Below are 19,374 nucleotides of genomic sequence, written 5' to 3' on the forward strand. Positions count from 1 at the left end.
AGGCAAGTACGTATCCATTCAGTATGAATTAAGAAATGGCGGGGGTCGGAATGGTGCAGCGAATCAGGACCTGGGTGCGGGGCATGGCACGTCGGGTCCGGCAGGACAGTGGAATGACGACGTCCGAATACGCGGTGGGGACGATCGCGGCCTGTGCGTTCGCGGCGGTGCTCTACAAGGTGGTCACCAGCCAGCCGGTCATGTCCGCATTGCAGTCACTGCTGAAGGACGCGCTCGATGCGAAGTTCTGAGAGCGGTCTTCCCGGAGTGTGCGCCGGAGGCCGTTTCCGCATCGCGGACGGGAGACCGGACGCCCGAGCGTCGGATCGCGGCGCGGTGACCGCGGAAGCGGCCATGGCGGTTCCGGTGCTGGCGATCTTCGCCCTGGCGCTGGTCTGGGCGCTGATGGCCGCCTCCGCCCAGATCCGCTGCGTGGACGCGGCGAGGGCCGGGGCGAGGGCGGCAGCCCGCTCCGAGCCGGAGGCGCAGGTGCTGGAGGTGACTCGTTCGGCGGCACCCGGCGGGGCCGAAGTCGCGATGGAACGGACCGGGGAGCTGTGGAGGGTACGGGTGGCGGCGCCGATACCGGGGCCGGGCCCGCTGTCCCTGACGCTTCACGCGGAGGCAGCGGCAATGGCCGAGGACATGGTGGGGGCGACGCAATGAGCGGGACGGGCAGGACGGGCAGGACGGGCAGGACTCGCGGGACTCGCGGGACTCGCGGGACCGACGGGAAGGGCGGGAGCGACGGGACTGGTGAGGGAGGGCGTGCGGCTGCCCTCGCGTGGCTGGGCAGGGCCAGGGGCAGCAGCAAAGGCAGTGGCAGTGGCAAAGGCCGCGGAGACGGGGACAGGGGGCTGGCCACGGTGTGGGTGGCCATGACCACGGCCACGTTGTGTGCGGTGTTCGCGGTCGTGCTGGCGCTCGGGCAGGTGGTGGCCGTCCGGCACAGGGCGGGTGGTGCGGCGGACCTGGCGGCCCTGGCAGCGGCAGACCGGGCCCTGCAGAGCCCTGGGGAGGCGTGTGACGCGGCTGGGAAGGTGGCCGCGGCGCAGGGAGCCGTGGTGATCCGGTGCGCGGTGAGCGGGGAGATCGCCGATGTGACGGCCCGGGTGAGTTTCGGGCCCTACGCACCGGCGGTCAGGTCCCGGGCCGGTCCTCCGGCGGCTGCCGCCGGCTCTCCGGAGCCGTTGCCTCCGCCCCCGGCTCTCCCTCCGGGGCCCGATCCGGATGCGGAGGCTGTGCAGAGCTCGGCTCCCCGGGAGACGGGGGTGCGTATCGGAGGAGTTCGGTGAGGAGCCGTACGGCACCGCGTTTGTGCAGGGGTTCGTTGCCGTTGCCGCACTTGGGGGACTGGACGCAGGAAGGGCAGCCGGCCTCGCACTCGCAGGACGCGATCGCCTGGCGGGTCGCGGTCAGCCAGGCACGGGCGGTGTGGAAGGCCCGTTCGGCGAATCCGGCACCGCCCGGGTGGCCGTCGTACACGAAGACCGTGGGCAGCAGGGTGTCCGGGTGCAGGGGCACGGCGACGCCACCGATGTCCCACCGGTCGCAGGTGGCGAAGAGCGGCAGCATCCCGATCGACGCGTGCTCCGCGGCGTGCAGAGCGCCGCCCAGGATCTCCGGGTTGATGCGGGCGGCGTCGAGCTGGTCCTCGGTGACCGTCCACCAGACGGCGCGGGTACGCAGGGTGCGGGGCGGCAGGTCCAGTTTGGTCTCGCCGAGGACCTCGCCGGTGATCAGCCTTCGGCGCAGGAAGGAGACGACCTGACTGGTGACCTCCACGGAGCCGTAGCAGAGCCGCCCGTCGCCCCATGGGATCTCGGTGTCGGTCTCCAGGACGGCGATGGAGGTGGTGTCGCGGGCGGTGGTCGAGTACGGCGGGACGGCTTCCTCGACCAGGGCCACCGAATCCTCCAGGTCCAGTTTCCGGACCAGGTAGGTGCGGCCCTGGTGGAGGTGGACGGCACCCTCGTGGACGGCGGTGTGCGCGGCCGAATCGTCGACGGTGCCCAGCAGCCGGCCAGTGCCCTCCTCGACGATCTGGACGGGGCGGCCCCCCTCACCACGGATGTCGGTGAGATCGGCGGCGCGCTCGCGGCGGGTCCAGTGCCAGCCCGATGCCCGCTTGCGGAGCAGCTTCGCGGCCTCCAGTTGCGGCAGCAGATCCGCCACGGCCGGGCCGAACAGCTCCAGGTCGGGCGCGGTGAGGGGGAGCTCAGCGGCGGCGGCGCACAGATGGGGGGCGAGGACGTACGGATTGTCCGGATCCAGGACGGTCGACTCCACAGGCTGCTGGAACAGCGCCTCGGGATGGTGGACGAGGAAGGTGTCCAGCGGATCGTCGCGGGCCACCAGGACGGCCAGGGCGCCCTGGCCGGAGCGCCCGGCGCGGCCCGCCTGCTGCCACAGCGACGCCCTGGTACCGGGATAGCCGGCGATGACGACGGCATCCAGGCCGGAGACGTCGATGCCGAGTTCGAGGGCGGTGGTGGCGGCCAGTCCGAGCAGTTCCCCGGAATGCAGGGCGCGCTCCAGGGCTCGGCGTTCCTCGGGGAGGTAGCCCCCGCGGTAGGCGGCGACCCGGCCCGGCAGCGAGCGGTCCACCTCGGCGAGGCGCTCCTTCGCGATGACGGAGATCAGCTCCGCGCCACGCCGGGAACGTACGAAGGCGACCGAGCGGACGCCCTGGACGGTGAGATCGGTGAGGAGGTCGGCGGTCTCGGCGGTGGCGGTGCGGCGGACGGGGGCGCCCTTCTCGCCGTGCAGCTCGGTCAGGGGCGGCTCCCACAGCGCGAAGACCAGCTCGCCGCGCGGCGAGGAGTCGTCGGCGACCTCCTTGACCGGGAGGCCGGTGAGGCGGCCGGCCGCGACGGATGGTTCCGCCGCGGTGGCGGAGGCGAGGAGGAAGACCGGGTCGGCGCCGTAACGGGCGCACAGGCGGCGGAGCCGGCGTACGACCTGGGCGACGTGGGAGCCGAAGACGCCGCGGTAGGTGTGGCACTCGTCGATGACGACGAAGCGCAGGGCACGCAGGAAGGAGGACCAGCGGGGATGGGACGGGAGTATCCCGCGGTGCAGCATGTCGGGGTTGGTCAGGACGTAGTTGGCGTACTGGCGCACCCACTCGCGTTCCTCGACCGGGGTGTCACCATCGTAGACCGCGGGCCTGATGGCGTTGCCGAGCGGTGCCGCGAGCTGCTTCACGGCACGCCTCTGGTCGGCCGCCAGGGCCTTCGTGGGCGCCAGGTACAGGGCGGTGGCCCCACGGCCGTTCGGGGCCTCGGAGCCGTCCAGCAGGGCGCTGAGGACCGGGGCGAGGTAGGCGAGGGACTTGCCGGACGCGGTGCCGGTGGCGATGACCACGGATTCGCCGTCCAGGGCGTGCTCGGCGGCAGCCGACTGGTGCGCCCACGGATGTTCGATTCCGGCCTTCCGGATCGCGGCGACAACTTCCGGCCGGATGCGATCGGGCCAGATGGCATGGGTTCCCGCACGCGGGGGCAAGTGCTCCGTATGAGTGATGCGCGCGGACCGGCCCGCCACTGCGGCGAGCCGGTCGAGGACCATGGCGGGAGAGTGGCTGGTGTCGCTGTTCCCGGGTGGTCGACTGGGGCGGTGATTCTTGGCCATCGGCACCGAGTGTGTCACTGGCGTGACGGACAATGGCCCCAAGGCGTCGTGCATGGCTGCTGGTAAGTGATTGAATGCCATCGCGGCTGGCGATCCGTTCCCTGGCTCCGCCGGGGAGACCGAGGGGCGACCGCTCGATAGCAAGGTGCTGGAGGATCCGTGGACCTGTCCTTGTCGACTCGCAATGTGTCCGGCCCTGGTGGCGACCGTACGGTCGTCGAGGTCGGTGGCGAGATTGATGTGTATACCGCGCCCAAGCTGCGCGAGCAGTTGGTCGAGTTGGTGAATGACGGCAGCTACCACCTGGTTGTCGACATGGAAGGCGTCGATTTCCTCGACTCCACCGGCCTCGGCGTGCTCGTGGGTGGCCTGAAGCGTGTCCGGGCCCATGAGGGCTCGCTGCGCCTGGTCTGCAACCAGGAGCGCATTCTCAAGATCTTCCGGATCACCGGCCTGACCAAGGTGTTCCCGATTCACACCACGGTCGACGAGGCCGTTGCGGCCACCGACTGACGACCGGCTGGCTACCGACCGGCAGTCGGTCCGAGGCCGGTCCGCAGGTCGGATCGGCCCAGGGCCGGCTCGGCACGCGGCCGGCGCACCGGCAGCCCGCCAGGCGGCCGGTGCGACGCGCGCGTGCCCGACGGCCGACTGCCGTGAGGCAGGCCGATCGGACGGTCGGTGGTCCGTCGTCCGACGGGCTGTCGGCCGCGCCCGTTCGGGCGGTTCGGTCTCGTTCCGTTCCGTTCGTGCGGCTGTCGGTCGCTCGGTGATTGGACCGCTCGCGGGCGGTCCGGCTGCCGGACGGGAGTCCGTCGGCCCGTCGGTGCCGGTGGTTCAACGCCGGATCTGGAAGAAGAGCAGGGACGCCGGGCAGCACGCCCGGGCCCCTGGGATGCACGCCCGTACGTCTGAGGGGGATCGCATGGCCACCGTTGAACTCCGCTTCAGCGCCCAGCCCGAACACGTCAGGACGGCCCGCCTCGTGGCGGCCGCCGTGGCGCGCCGTGCAGGGGTCGATGAAGCCGTGCTCGACGAGGTCAGACTCGCCGTCGGTGAAGCCTGCAGCCGCGCTGTCGGGCTGCACCGCAGCCATGGCATCACCGCACCGGTCTCCGTCGCCCTGATCGAGGAGGAGAAGTCCTTCTCCGTCGAGGTCGCCGACGAGGTGCCCGGCCCCGGCGACGACCCCGCCCTCGGAGGACCGGTCGAAGCCGCCGCGACACGCGGCGCCACGCCCGGCGCGGGACTCGATGGGCCGGATCACGAGAGCGACGCCGACGGCGAGGACGAGATGGGTCTCGCGGTCATCAGCGGCCTCGTCGATGATGTGGAAGTCAGATCGGGAGCCAAGGGCGGCGTGATCCGCATGAGCTGGCCGAAGACTCCCGCGACCGTGTTGCCGTGACGCCGCTCCACCGAGGCATCGCAGGCGCCGCATGCCTCGTGGGCGGTCCGCCACCCGAGCCGCCCACTCGATCCGCCTGCCCCGGCCCGGTCGAACCTGTACCTCGGTTTCCCCGGCCCATTTCTTGATCCGTCTTTCGAGGCCCTGCTGAGCAGGGCCTTTTTTATTTATGCGTGATCAATGATCTACAGAAAATGTGCCCGCCCCATTACTGCATTCAGGTCCATCCGGGAGTGCGATCATTTAATGATCGGCGGGCGAAGGTCAATTACATTTTACGGCGCACTGTTTTGATCAGCTCCCGCTCCCTACAATCCGTCCACGTCTTGAGCGCTGAGCGTCAAGGAGGACGTATGGCGGAGTTCTTCAACACCCCACTGGCAGGACCCGCGCAAGATTCCGCATTTTCCGCACCTTCCGGCCGGGCCACTTCTCTGGCGGCCGCGGTTCTCACCGATGACAACCGCGTCATCGTGGTCGTCGTCGCGGTCGTGGCCCTCGCCGCCCTGGTTGTCGCCAGGCTGCTGGTGCGCCAGGTGCTGGCAGCCGGCGAGGGTACCGACCGCATGAAGGAGATCGCAGCCGCCGTCCAGGAAGGTGCGAATGCCTATCTGGCCCGGCAGCTGCGCACCGTCGGCGTCTTTGCCGTCGTGGTCTTCTTCCTGCTTCTGCTGCTACCGGCCGACAACTGGTCGCAGCGCGCAGGCCGTTCCTTGTTCTTCCTGGTGGGTGCGCTTTTCTCGGCGGCCACCGGATACATCGGGATGCGGCTTGCGGTGCGCAGTAATGTCCGTGTGGCTGCGGCTGCACGTGAGGCGACTCCCGCGGAAGGTGAGCCGGAAAAGGATCTCACCGCTGTTTCGCACAGAGCGATGAAGATCGCTTTTCGTACCGGTGGCGTGGTCGGGATGATCACCGTGGGCCTCGGCCTGCTCGGCGCGTCCTGTGTCGTGCTCGCCTATGCCGCCGATGCCCCGAAGGTGCTGGAGGGCTTCGGGCTCGGGGCCGCGCTGATCGCCATGTTCATGAGGGTCGGCGGCGGCATCTTCACCAAGGCCGCGGACGTCGGCGCCGACCTCGTCGGCAAGGTCGAGCAGGGCATCCCGGAGGACGATCCGCGCAACGCCGCCACCATCGCCGACAACGTGGGCGACAACGTCGGTGACTGCGCCGGAATGGCGGCCGACCTCTTCGAGTCGTACGCCGTGACACTCGTCGCCGCGCTCATCCTCGGCAAGGCCGCCTTCGGCGACGCCGGACTGGCCTTTCCGCTGATCGTTCCGGCGATCGGCGTGGTCACCGCGATGATCGGAATCTTCGCGGTAGCCCCTCGGCGCACCGACCGCAGCGGAATGTCCGCGATCAACCGCGGATTCTTCATCTCCGCGGTGATCTCGCTGGTGCTGGTGGCCGTGGGCGTGTTCGTCTACCTGCCGTCCTCGTACGCGGATCTGGACGGTGTCACCGACGGCGCCATCACCTCGCACGGTGGTGACCCGCGGATCTTCGCCCTGGTCGCCGTCGCCATCGGCATCGTGCTGGCCGCCCTGATCCAGCAGCTGACCGGGTACTTCACCGAGACGAGCAGGCGCCCCGTCAGGGACATCGGCAAGTCCTCGCTGACCGGCCCGGCCACCGTCGTGCTCGCCGGCATCTCCATCGGTCTGGAGTCCGCCGTCTACACGGCGCTGCTGATCGGTCTGGGCGTCTACGGGGCGTTCCTGCTCGGCGGTACGTCGATCATGCTGGCACTCTTCGCGGTGGCCCTGGCGGGGACCGGGCTGCTCACCACCGTCGGTGTCATCGTCGCCATGGACACCTTCGGCCCGGTCTCGGACAACGCACAGGGCATCGCCGAGATGTCCGGTGATGTCTCGGGCGCCGGCGCGCAGGTCCTCACCGACCTGGACGCCATCGGCAACACCACCAAGGCCATCACCAAGGGCATCGCCATCGCCACCGCGGTTCTGGCGGCGTCGGCGCTCTTCGGCTCGTACCGTGACGCGATCGCCACGGCGGTCGACGACGTGGGTGCCAAGGCCGGTGAGATGACGCTCAGTCTGGACATCTCGCAGCCCAACAACCTGGTGGGCCTGATCCTCGGTGCCGCGGTCGTCTTCCTCTTCTCCGGGCTGGCGATCAACGCCGTGTCGCGGTCCGCCGGGGCCGTGGTCTACGAGGTGCGGCGGCAGTTCCGCGAGCACCCCGGGATCATGGACCACAAGGAGAAGCCGGAGTACGGGCGTGTGGTCGACATCTGCACCAAGGACGCCCTGCGCGAGCTCGCCACGCCCGGTCTGCTGGCCGTTCTGGCGCCGATCGCCGTCGGGTTCACGCTCGGCGTCGGAGCGCTCGGCTCCTATCTCGCAGGTGCCATCGGGACCGGCACCCTGATGGCGGTCTTCCTCGCCAACTCCGGTGGCGCGTGGGACAACGCCAAGAAACTCGTCGAGGACGGTCACCACGGTGGCAAGGGCAGCGAGGCCCATGCCGCGACCGTCATCGGCGACACGGTCGGCGACCCCTTCAAGGACACGGCCGGGCCGGCCATCAACCCCCTGCTCAAGGTGATGAACCTGGTCGCCCTGCTCATCGCTCCGGCGGTGGTGCAGTTCAGCTACGGGCAGGACGCGAGCGCCGGAGTGCGCGCGGTGGTGGCGGCGCTCGCCGTCGCGGTCATCGTCGGCGCGGTCCATGTGTCCAAGCGGCGTGGAATCGCGGTGGGCGACGAGGATTCCGGCGACGGGGACGGAGGCGGGGACGCGCCGGCCAAGTCGCCCGGCCAGGCAGCCGTTTCGTGAACCAGCGGCCGGGGCCGGGCGGTGACCCGTAGTCCGCCCCCGGCTCGGCTGGTCCGTCCCCGGTCCGGTGGGCGGAACGTAGTCCTGTCCCCGGTTGGGTGGGCGGACCGGGTGGACCGTGGCACGTAACCGGCCTCGGTTCAATGACCGGGCGGGCGACGCATTCTGATGCGTCGTCCGCCCGCACGCATTTTCGCGCGGGTGCCCGTCCCGGCGTCGATCCGTACGCCGTTCGTGTGTTTGTCTGTGCGCGTGTTCCCGAGTGGCGAGGGCTGTGCGGGTGAGTGGCATCTCCCTCATTTCCCTTGGTGCAAATGGCTTCAAAAGGCTACTCATCGGACGCCCGGCGCCCGGCCGGAGGGCGCTCGCCGTGTAAGTTCCGGGGCCGAGAGCCTTGGAAGGGACCGATCCGGTGAACAAGAAGCTTGCGGCCGCACTGTCCGGCGGTGCGGTACTGGTACTTACGCTGTCGGGCTGCAGCAGTGACGACAACAGCGACAAGGTGAACGACTGGGCGAAGAAGGTCTGCGACCAGGTCCAGCCCCAGCTCCAGAAGATCGCGAACGCCAACGCCGCCATCCAGCAGCAGACCGCGGACAACAGCAAGCCCGCCGACGTCCAGAAGACCGACTCGGCCGCCTTCCAGCAGATCTCGCAGGCGTACAAGGCACTGGGCACGGCCGTCGACTCCGCGGGTGCGCCGCCGGTCGACGGCGGTGAGGCCACGCACAAGGAGGCCGTGAAGGAACTCAACGCCTCCTCGGCGGCGTACGGGAACCTCCAGAAGAAGGTCGACGCGCTGGAGACGAAGGACCAGGCGAAGTTCGCCGACGGTCTCAAGGGCATCGCGGACGAGCTGAACAAGATCAGCACCAGTGGTGACGAGGCGCTGAAGAAGCTTCAGTCCGGCGAGGTCGGCACGGCGATGGCCAAGCAGAAGGGCTGCCAGAAGCCGACGGCCTCGACGCCGCCGAAGGCCCCCACCGAGCCGTCCAAGGAACCGGCCGCCTCGCCCAGCAAGAAGGCGTGACCGGGCGGCAGCGGCTCCGGTGATACGCGGCTGTTGTCGCGCGCCGGTGCCGCGACATGCGGCTGTTGTGACGCGTGGCCGACGTGCTGGAGCGCCGGCCGACGTGCAGCGCGGCTGACGTGCGGTACAGCGGCCCGGCCGCCCCGATGGGCGCCGGGCCGCTGCCGTTGTCGGTGGCAGCGGCCACAATGGGTGGGTGAGTACGACCAGCCTCCCCGTGCCCGACCGTTCGCCCCGGCTCCGCGAAGCCCTGATCGCCGCCGCCTTCACCGCGGACGGGCTCCTCGACCTGCTCGGTGCGCCCGCCTACGCCGCGCTCGCCCGCAGCGAGACGGTCCCGGCGCTCCGTGCCACCCGGGGCGACGCTCCGCTCGACACGCTGGTGCGGCTCTTCCTGCTCCAGCAGCCGGTGCCGTACGAGCGGGCCGCCGCCGCGCTCCCGCTGTCCGAGTGCGCCGAGGACGGCTGGGTGACCCGCGTCGGCGACGAGGTGCGGGCCACGGTCGACGTACGGCCGTACAGCGGGCCCGAGGGGCAGGACTGGTACATCGTCTCCGACCTGGGCTGCGCCGTCGGCGGCGCGGGCGGCATCGGATCGCGCGAGGAGGGTGTGGTCCTGGGTGTCGGCGGGGCGTCCACCACGCTCGCCGGGATCACCGTCCGCACGCCGGTCGCTTCCGCGCTGGATGTCGGCACCGGCTCCGGAATCCAGGCGCTGCACGCCTCGCAGCACGCCTCCCGGGTCACGGCCACCGACCTCAACCCGCGTGCGCTGGACTTCACCCGGCTGACCCTCGCGCTGTCCGGAGTCGCCCCGGCCGAGCTGCGTCAGGGCTCGTTGTACGAACCGGTCGGCACCGAGACGTACGACCTGATCGTCTCCAACCCCCCGTTCGTCATCTCGCCCGGCGCCCGGCTCACCTACCGCGACGGCGGCATGGGCGGTGACGACCTGTGCCGGACGCTGGTGCAGCAGACGGGCGACCGGCTGAACGAGGGCGGATACGCCCACTTCCTCGCCAACTGGCAGCACGTCGAGGGCGAGGACTGGCAGAGCCGGCTGAGCTCCTGGGTTCCGTTCGGCTGCGATGCCTGGATCGTGCAGCGCGAGGTCCAGGACGTCACCCAGTACGCGGAGCTGTGGCTGCGCGACAGCGGGGACCACCGCACGGACCCCGCCGAGTACACCGCGCGGTACGACGCCTGGCTGGACGAGTTCGAGGCCCGTAGGACCAGGGGTGTCGGCTTCGGCTGGATCACCCTGCGCAAGTCCGCCGCAGCCGCCGCGGGCAATGCGTCGGTCGTGATCGAGGAGTGGCCGCACGCGGTGGAGCAGCCGCTCGGACCGGCCGTCGAGGCCCACTTCGCCCGGCAGGACTACCTCCGCGAGCAGGACGACGCGGCGCTTCTGGCCGGGCACTTCACTTTGGCAGCCGAGGTGGTGCAGGAGCAGGTCGGCCTGCCCGGCGCGGAGGATCCGGAACACGTGGTGCTCCGTCAGAACCGGGGCATGCGGCGCGCGACGAAGGTCGATGCCGTGGGCGCCGGCTTCGCGGGGGTGTGCGACGGGACGCTGCCCGCGGGACGGATCCTGGACGCGATCGCCCAGTTGATGAACGAGGACCCGGTGCTGCTGCGCGACCGGACGCCGCAGGCGATCCGGCTGCTGGTCGAGGAGGGCTTCCTGGAGCCGGCGCCTCCGGCGGGCTGATCGCCGGCCCGGTCGGCGCGCCTCCGCTCGCCCGGTCGCTCGCCCGATTGGCGCCCCGATTGCCGGCCCGATTGTCCGTTCGGCCCCGTCCAGCCGCGCCCGGGTCTCCGTTCCCGTTCCGGTCGGGTACGTACCGCCGTAGGTAAGGAGGGGCCCCGCGAGCAGCGGATTCGGGCTCGCCGTCGGCGGTGCGTCGCGGAGAGGGCGGATTCCGGATGGGACGCGGCCAGGAACCCGACGGGGCTCCGGGCGGCGGCACCCAGGAACCCGACAGGGCTCCGGGCGGCGGCACCGGGAAGCGGGCGGAACCGGCCATTCACCCGGGGTTCGCATGGCCGATGCCCTGAGGTGGCAGCCTCCCCCCTGGCCGGACGGCACACGCCCCGGCCCGGGCAGGGACAGGGAGGCGTACGGCATGGAGAGCGGACCAGCGATCTTCGCCGGATCGGCGTTCGCGCTGTTCGGTGCCGCACTGCTGCTGTGGACGGGGGCGCGTGTGCTGCATCGCGCGCCGGTGGCGCACGGCGTGAGCCCCGTCGCCTCCGCCGCGCTCGCCACTGTGTTCGGCGTACTTTTTCTCGTCCTCGGTGTGTGGTGCTTCACCCGTATCTGATCCGCTGCCCTGATCCGCTGCCCTGATCCACTGCTCACAGTCCCGGTCGGATCCGCGCCCCATGGGCCCGGCCCGATCAGCCGCCCGCCCCGGCGGTCCTGCCGGGAAACCGGCGGCGCGGGGCGGACAGTGGCGGGGAACACGCCCGGACCGTACGGAGCCCGCCATCGACGCCCGCGGCGCCGCCACAGCACCCGGAAACCCGCAGGCAGGGACCGCGCACACGGCGGACCGGGCGGTCCGGGCGGCAGGAATGGCGGAAGTCGGGTTACCGTTCGAGTGGCCGTTGCGGGCTTTTGCCGTTTGACACGGGGGCGGGTTGTACCGTCACACTCCGCAGCGACAGCACCTTCGGCAGCGTCATCGCGCTGCCCGGATGCCCACCGAGCGTCGACCGGAGAGAAGAGCGAAGTTGTCCCCGACCAGCGAGACCGCACAGGGCGGCCGCCGACTCGTCATCGTCGAGTCGCCTGCCAAGGCGAAGACGATCAAGGGCTACCTCGGCCCCGGATACGTCGTCGAGGCGAGCGTCGGGCACATCCGCGACCTGCCGAACGGCGCCGCAGAGGTTCCGGACGAGTACACCGGCGAGGTCCGCCGGCTCGGCGTCGACGTCGAGCATGACTTCCAGCCCGTCTATGTCGTCAACGCGGACAAGAAGGCGCAGGTCAGGAAGCTCAAGCAGCTGCTGGCCGAGTCCGATGAACTTTTCCTCGCCACCGATGAGGACCGCGAGGGCGAAGCCATCGCGTGGCACCTTCAGGAAGTCCTGAAGCCCAAGGTCCCGGTCCACCGGATGGTCTTCCACGAGATCACCAAGGACGCGATCCGGGCGGCCGTGGCCAACCCGCGCGAGCTCAACCAGCGCATGGTCGACGCCCAGGAGACCCGCCGTATCCTCGACCGCCTCTACGGCTACGAGGTCTCGCCGGTCCTCTGGAAGAAGGTCATGCCGCGCCTGTCGGCCGGCCGTGTCCAGTCCGTGGCGACCCGGCTCGTCGTCGAGCGCGAGCGCGAGCGCATCGCCTTCCGCTCCGCCGAGTACTGGGACCTCACCGGCACCTTCGCCACCGGCCGCACCGGTGACGCCTCCGACCCGTCGAACCTCACCGCCCGCCTCAGCGCGGTCGACGGCCGGCGCATCGCCCAGGGCCGTGACTTCGGTCCGGACGGACAGCTGAAGTCCGCCTCCGGCCAGACGCTGCACCTGGACGAGTCGAACGCCCGCGCCCTGGCCGCCGCACTCGCCGACTCCTCGTTCGCCGTCCGGTCCGTCGAGTCGAAGCCGTACCGCCGCTCCCCGTACGCCCCCTTCCGCACGACGACCCTCCAGCAGGAGGCGAGCCGCAAGCTGGGCTTCGGGGCCAAGGCCACCATGCAGGTCGCGCAGAAGCTGTACGAGAACGGCTTCATCACCTACATGCGTACCGACTCCACGACCCTCTCGGACACTGCGGTCTCCGCGGCCCGGGCGCAGGTCACGCAGCTGTACGGTGCCGACTACCTGCCGGACAAGCCGCGCACGTACGCCGGGAAGGTCAAGAACGCGCAGGAGGCGCACGAGGCGATCCGCCCCTCCGGCGACCGCTTCCGCACCCCCGCCGAGACCGGCCTGACCGGCGACCAGTTCCGGCTCTACGAGCTGATCTGGAAGCGGACCGTCGCCTCCCAGATGAAGGACGCGGTCGGCAACTCGGTCACGGTCAAGATCGGTGGCCGGGCGAGCGACGGCCGGGACGCCGAGTTCTCCGCGTCCGGCAAGACGATCACCTTCCACGGCTTCATGAAGGCGTACGTCGAGGGCGCCGACGACCCGAACGCCGAGCTGGACGACCGCGAGCGGCGCCTGCCGCAGGTCGCCGAGGGCGACGCGCTGTCCGCCGAGGAGATCTCGGTCGACGGCCACGCCACCAAGCCGCCGGCCCGTTACACCGAGGCCTCGCTGGTCAAGGAGCTGGAAGAGCGCGAGATCGGCCGCCCGTCGACGTACGCGTCGATCATCGGCACGATCCTGGACCGCGGCTACGTCTTCAAGAAGGGCACGGCGCTCGTCCCGTCGTTCCTCTCCTTCGCCGTGGTCAACCTGCTGGAGAAGCACTTCGGCCGGCTCGTCGACTACGACTTCACCGCGAAGATGGAGGACGACCTCGACCGCATCGCACGCGGTGAGGCCCAGTCCGTGCCGTGGCTCAAGCGCTTCTACTTCGGCGCGGGCGACGACGACACGGCCGGTGCGGGGGCGGCCTCCGACGCGGGCAACGGCGACGGCGACCACCTCGGCGGTCTGAAGGAGCTCGTCACCGACCTCGGCGCGATCGACGCCCGCGAGATCTCCTCGTTCCCCGTCGGCAACGACATCAAGCTCCGGGTCGGCCGCTACGGCCCGTACATCGAGCGCGGTGAGAAGGACGCCGAGGGCCACCAGCGCGCGGACGTGCCGGAGGACCTGGCGCCCGACGAGCTGTCCGTCGAGTACGCGGAGGAGCTGCTGGCCAAGCCGAGCGGCGACTTCGAGCTCGGTGCGGACCCGGTCTCCGGGAACCAGATCATCGCCAAGGACGGGCGCTACGGTCCGTACGTCACCGAGGTACTGCCCGAGGGCACCCCGAAGACCGGCAAGAACGCGGTGAAGCCGCGGACCGCCTCGCTCTTCAAGACCATGTCCCTGGACACGGTGACGCTGGCCGACGCGCTCAAGCTGATGTCGCTGCCGCGGGTCGTCGGCGAGGACGCCGAGGGTGTCGAGATCACCGCGCAGAACGGCCGCTACGGCCCGTACCTGAAGAAGGGCACGGACTCGCGTTCGCTCACCTCCGAGGACCAGCTCTTCGACATCACGCTCGAAGAGGCCCTCGCGATCTACGCCCAGCCCAAGCAGCGCGGCCGGGCCGCGGCCAAGCCGCCGCTGAAGGAGCTGGGCACGGACCCGGTGAGCGGGGCCCCGGTCGTGGTCAAGGACGGCCGCTTCGGCGCCTACGTCACCGACGGCGAGACCAACGCCACGCTGCGGACCGCCGACAGCGTCGAGGACATCACGCCGGAGCGCGGCTACGAGCTGCTCGCCGAGAAGCGTGCCAAGGGGCCCGCCAAGAAGAAGACGGCGAAGAAGGCCCCGGCCAAGAAGGCGACCGCGAAGAAGACGGCCGCCAAGAAGACCACGGCGACCGCCAAGAAGACCGCGGCGAAGAAGACGACGGCCGCGAAGAAGACCACGACCGCCGCCAAGAAGGCGACGGCCGCCAAGAAGACGGCGTCCGCGGCGTCTGCGGAGGACTGACCGTACGCGCCGGCCGTATGTGTCGAGCATGCCGGAGGGGGCCGGGCAGTTCCGGGCCCCTCCGGCGTTTGCACGTACAGGGGCATGCAAGGGCGTACGCGGGTGTACGTGGGCGAGTGATGGCGCGCGATGGCTCGTGACCGGGGCTCGGACCGGGGGGCAGGGTAGCGCCGGGAAGGTCCGGGCGCCCATATGTTCGGACGGGGCCTCCGGGGACCCCATGGCTCCGGATAGGCTGGGCGGATGACGCGAGCCGAGCAGCCAACGGTCGTGAGCCCCACCTCCGACACACTTGCCGCAGACTCACGCGAGCGCGCCGTACGAGCCCTGTTGCGTGTTCCCCCGCTGAAGCGGTTGTGGAGCGCACAGCTCGTCGGCAGTACCGGCGATGCACTCGCCCTTCTCGTGCTGGTGCTGATGTCGCTGCAAGCGGCGGTCCTTGAGGGCTCATTCGGAGCCGGGTACCGAGGTGCGGCCTTTGCCGTCGCCGCGGTGTTCGGTGCCCGGATCCTTGCCACCCTGCTCTTCGGAGCCGTACTCCTGGGGCCGCTGACGACGCTCACCGCGCCCGGCGGACCGCTGGACCGGCGGTGGCTGATGATTGGGACGGACGGACTGCGGCTCGCGCTGCTGGTCGTCGCGCCCCTGTGGATCGACTGGATGCCCGAGCGGGCACTCATGATGATCCTGATCACCGTCTTCGTCACCGGCGCGGCCGAACGCCTGTGGACGGTCGCCAAGGACGGCGCCGCCCCCGCGCTGCTGCCCGCCCCGCCCCCCGAGGGCGCCGCGGTGCGCCCGCTGCCCGACCACCTCGACGCACTGCGCCGGCTCTCCGTACGCACCGACTTCGCCGCGATCCCGGCCGCGGCGGTCGCCCTGCTGGTCGCCACCCTCGTCGGCAACTTGCTGGGCTCGGGCCTGGAATGGTTCTCGATCCACCAGGCGGCCCTCGGCTCGTACGTCGCGGCCGGGCTGTTCTCGGCGTCGATCTCCACCCTGTACTTCCTGGAACTGCCCGGTACGCAGACTCCGCGCCCGCGCTCGCCGCTGGAGGGCCTGCGGCGCCCGTCGGTGGACGGCGGACCCGACAAGGGCCGCACCGGATCCGTCCCGCTGGTCGTCGGCGCATCGGCCGCGGTCGCCGGGGCCATCGCCGCGGCCGCCGCCGTGTCGGTGCTGCACGCCGCCGACCTGGGCGGCGGACCGGCCACCTTCGCCCTGCTGGTCCTCGGCCTGACCGGCGCCACCGGCGTCGGCATCCGGACCGCGGGGAAGGTGCTGCCGACCCTGTCGCGGCGCCGGCTGCTCTCGCTGGCGACCGCCGTCACCGGTCTCGCGCTGCTCGCCATGGGCCTGGTGCCGGACACGGCGACCGTGCTGATGATCGCGGTGCTGGCCGGATACGCCGCGGGCGTCGCCGCCTACACCGGTCATGTCCTGGCCGACCAGGAGACCGAGGAGTTCCGCCGGGCCAGGACCACCGAGCACCTCCAGGCCGTCGTACGGGTCCTCATCGCGCTCGGCGCGCTCGCGGGCCCGCTGCTGGCCGCCGCGATCGGCGCCCACCGGCTGGGCTCGGGCGACTTCGTCTTCGAGCACGGTGGTGCGGCCTTCGCCCTGATGCTGATCGGCGCGCTGCTGCTGCCGGTCGCCGTGATCGTCCTGGCCAGGACGGACGACCGCTCCGGCGTACCGCTGCGCCGCGATCTGCGCGAGGCGCTGCGCGGCGGCGACCCGGCGGTCGCCCCCGCCGCGACCGGTTTCTTCATCGCCCTGGAGGGCGGCGACGGCGCGGGCAAGTCCACCCAGGTCGAGGCGCTCGCCGACTGGATCCGCGCCAAGGGCCACGAGGTCGTCGTCACCCGCGAGCCGGGCGCGACACCGGTCGGCAAGCGGCTGCGCTCGATCCTGCTCGACGTCTCGTCGGCCGGGCTGTCCAACCGGGCCGAGGCGCTGCTGTACGCCGCCGACCGCGCCGAGCACATCGACTCGGTCGTCCGCCCGGCGCTGGAGCGCGGCGCGATCGTCATCTCCGACCGCTACATCGACTCGTCCGTCGCCTACCAGGGCGCGGGCCGCGACCTCTCGCCGACCGAGATCGCCCGGATCTCGCGCTGGGCGACGAGCGGGCTCGTTCCGCATCTGACGGTGCTGCTGGACGTCGACCCGGAGACCGCGCGGGAACGGTTCACCGAGGCCCCCGACCGGCTGGAGTCCGAGCCGCCGGAGTTCCACGCCCGGGTGCGGTCCGGCTTCCTGACCCTGGCCGCCGCCGACCCGACCCGCTACCTGGTCGTGGACGCGGGCCAGGACCCGGAGTCGATCACCACGGTCGTACGTCACCGGCTCGACCAGCTCCTGCCCCTCTCCGAGGCCGAGATCAAGGCCCAGGAGGAGGCGCGCAAGGCCGCCGAGGAGGAGGCCAGGCGCAAGGCCGAGGAAGAGGCCGCCCGCAAGGCCGAGGAGGAGCGGCTGGAGCGCGAGCGGCAGGAACAGCTCGCCAAGCTCCGTGCCGAGGAGGAGGAGCGCAAGGCCCGCGAGCTGGAGGAAGCGCGCCGGCGCGAGGCCGAACGCCAGGCGGAGGAGGCCCGGCAGCGGGCCGAGGAAGCGCGCCGGGTGGCCGAGGAGGAGCGGGTCCGGCGGGAGGCCGAGGAGGCGGCCCGCGAGGCCGAGCAGGCCAGGCTGCGCAGGCAGGCCGAGGAGGAGGCGCGGCTGCGCAAGGAGGCCGAGGCCCAGCGGCTGGAGAAGCAGCGCAAGGCGGAGGAAGCACTGCTGCGCGCCGAGGAGGCCAGGCGCAAGGCCGAGGCCGAGGCCGCCGCGGCGGCGGAGAAGGCCCGGGCGGAGGCCGCCGCGGCGGCCTCCGTGCCGGAGAACGAGATCACGGTGCCGACGCCGATCGTCAATCCGAACGACGTGACGCAGCAGGTGCCCGCGCCGGACGGCTCGTCCTCGTCCGCGTCGCCGTCCTCTCCCTCCTCCTCGGACGAGGAGGAGACGACGATGATCCCCAAGATCCACGACCTTCGGGGCGGCTCCGGCCGGTCCGGTGGCACGGGTGCGGCGGGTGCCGCCGACGAGACGACGGTGCTTCCTCCGGTACGGGACACGGATCCGGCGGACCGGATTCCGCGGGGCATGTTCCGCGACGAGCGCCCGGCGGGCTCCGCTCCGGAGAGCGAGAACGAGCGCACCCGCGAGCTTCCGCAGGTCGGCGGCTGGGACGGCCGGCAGCATGCGGAGCAGGAGCGCTCCGCCGGTCGGCGGCCCCGTCCCGACTGGGCCGAGGAGACCCCGCTGGACGATCTGCCGACGCTGGCGGACGAGCTGCTGGGCGACCACGGCGACCAGCAGGACGACGGGGGCCCGGGCCGCTCGGGCCGGGGACGCCGCCCGCGCCGCTGATCCGTGCCGGCCGCCGGGGAGCCCCGCCCCGGCGGCCCGTCCTGGCAGCGGGTCCGGACGGCCGGGGCGCTTGTTGCCGGGATTGTCAGACCCGTCCCCCACAATGGGAGTCGGATCGGGGCATCCGGACCGACGAGCAGCGACAAGCAGGCAGTGACCGGCTACAGCCGGCAGCAACCGGCAACAGCAAGCAGTGACCGGCTTCAGCGGGCAGTGACCGGGTGCAAGCAAGCAGCACCGGCAACAACGAGCAGCGACGTGCAGGAAGGGCGGCGACCCATGACCGTATGGGACGACCTGGTCGGCCAGGACCGGGTGCAGGAGCAGCTCGGCGCCGCCGCCCGGGACGCCGATGCGCTGGTCACCGCGCATTCGGCGGGAAAACCGGTCCCGCCGGGGTCGAAGATGACCCACGCCTGGCTGTTCACGGGTCCCCCGGGCTCGGGCCGTTCCACCGCCGCCCGGGCCTTCGCCGCCGCCCTCCAGTGCACCAGCCCCGACCGCGCCCTGGGCGGAGCACCCGGCTGCGGTTTCTGCGACGGCTGCCACACCAGCCTCATCGGTACGCACGCCGACGTGGAGGTGGTCCGTACGGACCTGCTCTCCATCGGTGTGAAGGAGACCCGCGAGCTGGTCCGCCGCGCCCAGCTCTCCCCGGCCGTCGGCCGCTGGCAGGTCATCGTCCTGGAGGACGCCGACCGGCTCACCGAGGGTGCCGGGAACGTACTGCTGAAGGCGGTCGAGGAGCCCGCGCCCCGCACGGTGTGGCTGCTCTGCGCACCCTCCCTCGAAGACGTGCTGCCCACCATCCGCTCCCGCTGCCGCCACCTCACCCTGCGCACGCCCCCGGTCGACGCGGTCGCCGACGTCCTGATCAGGCGGGACGGCATCGACCCGGAGCGGGCCGCGTCCGCCGCCCGGGCCACGCAGGGCCACATCGGCAGGGCCCGCCGCCTCGCCACCGACGAGCGGGCCCGCTCGCGCCGCGCCGCCGTGCTCAAGCTCCCGTTGCGGGTCGAGGACATCGGGGGCTGTCTCAAGGCCGCCCAGGAGCTGATCGACACCGCCACCGACGACGCCAAGCAGGTCTCCGAGGAGGTCGACGTCAAGGAGACCGAGGAGATGAAGGCCGCGCTCGGCGCCGTCGCCGGGGGACGGCTGCCACGGGGTACCGCGGGCGTGATGAAGGAGCTGGAGGACCGGCAGAAGCGCCGCAAGACGCGTACGCAGCGCGACAGCCTCGATCTGGCGCTCACCGATCTGACCGGCTTCTACCGTGACGTACTGGCCATCCAGCTGGGCTCGGGGATCGCCATCGCCAACGCGGACGCCCAGGACGCGCTCGACCGCGTCGCCCGTTCCTCCACGCCCGAGCGCACCCTGCGCCGGATAGAGGCGGTGATCGCCTGCCGCCGGGCGCTGGACCGAAACGTGGCGCCGCTGCTCGCGGTGGAGGCGATGACGATGGCCCTGCGCGCGGGCTGATTCCGGGGCCG

12 protein-coding genes and 1 pseudogene are annotated in these 19,374 nt (G+C 71.5%); 12 read left to right on the forward strand and 1 reads right to left on the reverse strand.

Annotated features, from left to right (window positions below; all coding sequences use genetic code 11):
- Nucleotides 1-35 precede the first annotated feature (35 nt).
- From ACGF8B_RS03200 to ACGF8B_RS03210, 3 genes and pseudogenes are all read left to right on the forward strand, one after another.
- On the forward strand, nucleotides 36-251 hold the full coding sequence (locus ACGF8B_RS03200; RefSeq protein ID WP_371099623.1) for a DUF4244 domain-containing protein: 216 nt from the start codon (nucleotides 36-38) through the stop codon (nucleotides 249-251).
- Nucleotides 238-666, forward strand: a complete 429-nt coding sequence (locus tag ACGF8B_RS03205) for a TadE family type IV pilus minor pilin (protein WP_392734238.1) — start codon at nucleotides 238-240, stop codon at nucleotides 664-666. The genes ACGF8B_RS03200 and ACGF8B_RS03205 overlap by 14 nt, the downstream gene beginning before the upstream one ends.
- 212 nt (nucleotides 667-878) lie before the next feature.
- Nucleotides 879-1,097: pseudogene (locus tag ACGF8B_RS03210) on the forward strand (Rv3654c family TadE-like protein); the annotation flags it as partial.
- A 43-nt stretch (nucleotides 1,098-1,140) separates the two neighbouring features.
- Here ACGF8B_RS03210 and ACGF8B_RS03215 read toward each other — a convergent pair.
- On the reverse strand, nucleotides 1,141-3,714 hold the full coding sequence (locus ACGF8B_RS03215) for a DEAD/DEAH box helicase (protein WP_392734239.1): 2,574 nt from the start codon (nucleotides 3,712-3,714) through the stop codon (nucleotides 1,141-1,143).
- Nucleotides 3,715-3,792: 78 nt separating this feature from the next.
- Here ACGF8B_RS03215 and ACGF8B_RS03220 point away from each other — a divergent pair, with 78 nt between their 5' ends.
- The 9 genes from ACGF8B_RS03220 to ACGF8B_RS03260 all read left to right on the forward strand — a co-directional run bounded on the left by ACGF8B_RS03220 (nucleotide 3,793) and on the right by ACGF8B_RS03260 (nucleotide 19,363).
- Entirely contained in the window at nucleotides 3,793-4,146 is a 354-nt protein-coding gene (locus ACGF8B_RS03220) for an STAS domain-containing protein (RefSeq protein WP_003967428.1), read from the forward strand.
- Between the two features lie 412 nt (nucleotides 4,147-4,558).
- Nucleotides 4,559-5,041, forward strand: a complete 483-nt coding sequence (locus ACGF8B_RS03225; protein WP_392734241.1) for an ATP-binding protein — start codon at nucleotides 4,559-4,561, stop codon at nucleotides 5,039-5,041.
- A 353-nt stretch (nucleotides 5,042-5,394) separates the two neighbouring features.
- Complete coding sequence (locus ACGF8B_RS03230; RefSeq protein ID WP_392734244.1) at nucleotides 5,395-7,842, forward strand: sodium-translocating pyrophosphatase; 2,448 nt, start codon at nucleotides 5,395-5,397, stop codon at nucleotides 7,840-7,842.
- Nucleotides 7,843-8,254: 412 nt separating this feature from the next.
- Entirely contained in the window at nucleotides 8,255-8,872 is a 618-nt protein-coding gene (locus ACGF8B_RS03235; RefSeq protein WP_392734245.1) for a small secreted protein, read from the forward strand.
- Nucleotides 8,873-9,068: 196 nt separating this feature from the next.
- Nucleotides 9,069-10,583 carry a methyltransferase gene (locus tag ACGF8B_RS03240; RefSeq protein ID WP_392734247.1) on the forward strand — a complete coding sequence of 505 codons (1,515 nt, stop codon included), beginning with the start codon at nucleotides 9,069-9,071 and terminating at the stop codon, nucleotides 10,581-10,583.
- Between the two features lie 415 nt (nucleotides 10,584-10,998).
- Complete coding sequence (locus ACGF8B_RS03245; RefSeq protein ID WP_124719537.1) at nucleotides 10,999-11,196, forward strand: hypothetical protein; 198 nt, start codon at nucleotides 10,999-11,001, stop codon at nucleotides 11,194-11,196.
- Nucleotides 11,197-11,608: 412 nt separating this feature from the next.
- Entirely contained in the window at nucleotides 11,609-14,473 is a 2,865-nt protein-coding gene (gene topA / locus ACGF8B_RS03250; protein ID WP_392734249.1) for a type I DNA topoisomerase, read from the forward strand.
- A gap of 243 nt (nucleotides 14,474-14,716) precedes the next feature.
- Nucleotides 14,717-17,878, forward strand: a complete 3,162-nt coding sequence (gene tmk, locus ACGF8B_RS03255; RefSeq protein WP_392734251.1) for a dTMP kinase — start codon at nucleotides 14,717-14,719, stop codon at nucleotides 17,876-17,878.
- Between the two features lie 279 nt (nucleotides 17,879-18,157).
- Nucleotides 18,158-19,363, forward strand: a complete 1,206-nt coding sequence (locus ACGF8B_RS03260; RefSeq protein ID WP_392734253.1) for a DNA polymerase III subunit delta' — start codon at nucleotides 18,158-18,160, stop codon at nucleotides 19,361-19,363.
- Nucleotides 19,364-19,374 lie beyond the last annotated feature (11 nt).

The sequence above is a fragment of the Streptomyces sp. NPDC047917 genome, assembly GCF_043204345.1.
GTDB lineage: Bacteria > Actinomycetota > Actinomycetes > Streptomycetales > Streptomycetaceae > Streptomyces > Streptomyces sanglieri.

Excerpts from the sequence above, each read along its gene's own strand:
- ACGF8B_RS03200 (WP_371099623.1), top strand. The coding sequence starts at position 36 with ATGGCGGGGGTCGGAATGGTGCAGCGAATCAGGACCTGGGTGCGGGGC.
- ACGF8B_RS03205 (WP_392734238.1), top strand. The coding sequence starts at position 238 with ATGCGAAGTTCTGAGAGCGGTCTTCCCGGAGTGTGCGCCGGAGGCCGT.
- ACGF8B_RS03215 (WP_392734239.1), bottom strand. The coding sequence starts at position 3,714 with ATGGCATTCAATCACTTACCAGCAGCCATGCACGACGCCTTGGGGCCA.
- ACGF8B_RS03225 (WP_392734241.1), top strand. The coding sequence starts at position 4,559 with ATGGCCACCGTTGAACTCCGCTTCAGCGCCCAGCCCGAACACGTCAGG.
- ACGF8B_RS03230 (WP_392734244.1), top strand. The coding sequence starts at position 5,395 with ATGGCGGAGTTCTTCAACACCCCACTGGCAGGACCCGCGCAAGATTCC.
- ACGF8B_RS03245 (WP_124719537.1), top strand. The coding sequence starts at position 10,999 with ATGGAGAGCGGACCAGCGATCTTCGCCGGATCGGCGTTCGCGCTGTTC.
- tmk (WP_392734251.1), top strand. The coding sequence starts at position 14,717 with ATGACGCGAGCCGAGCAGCCAACGGTCGTGAGCCCCACCTCCGACACA.
- ACGF8B_RS03260 (WP_392734253.1), top strand. The coding sequence starts at position 18,158 with ATGACCGTATGGGACGACCTGGTCGGCCAGGACCGGGTGCAGGAGCAG.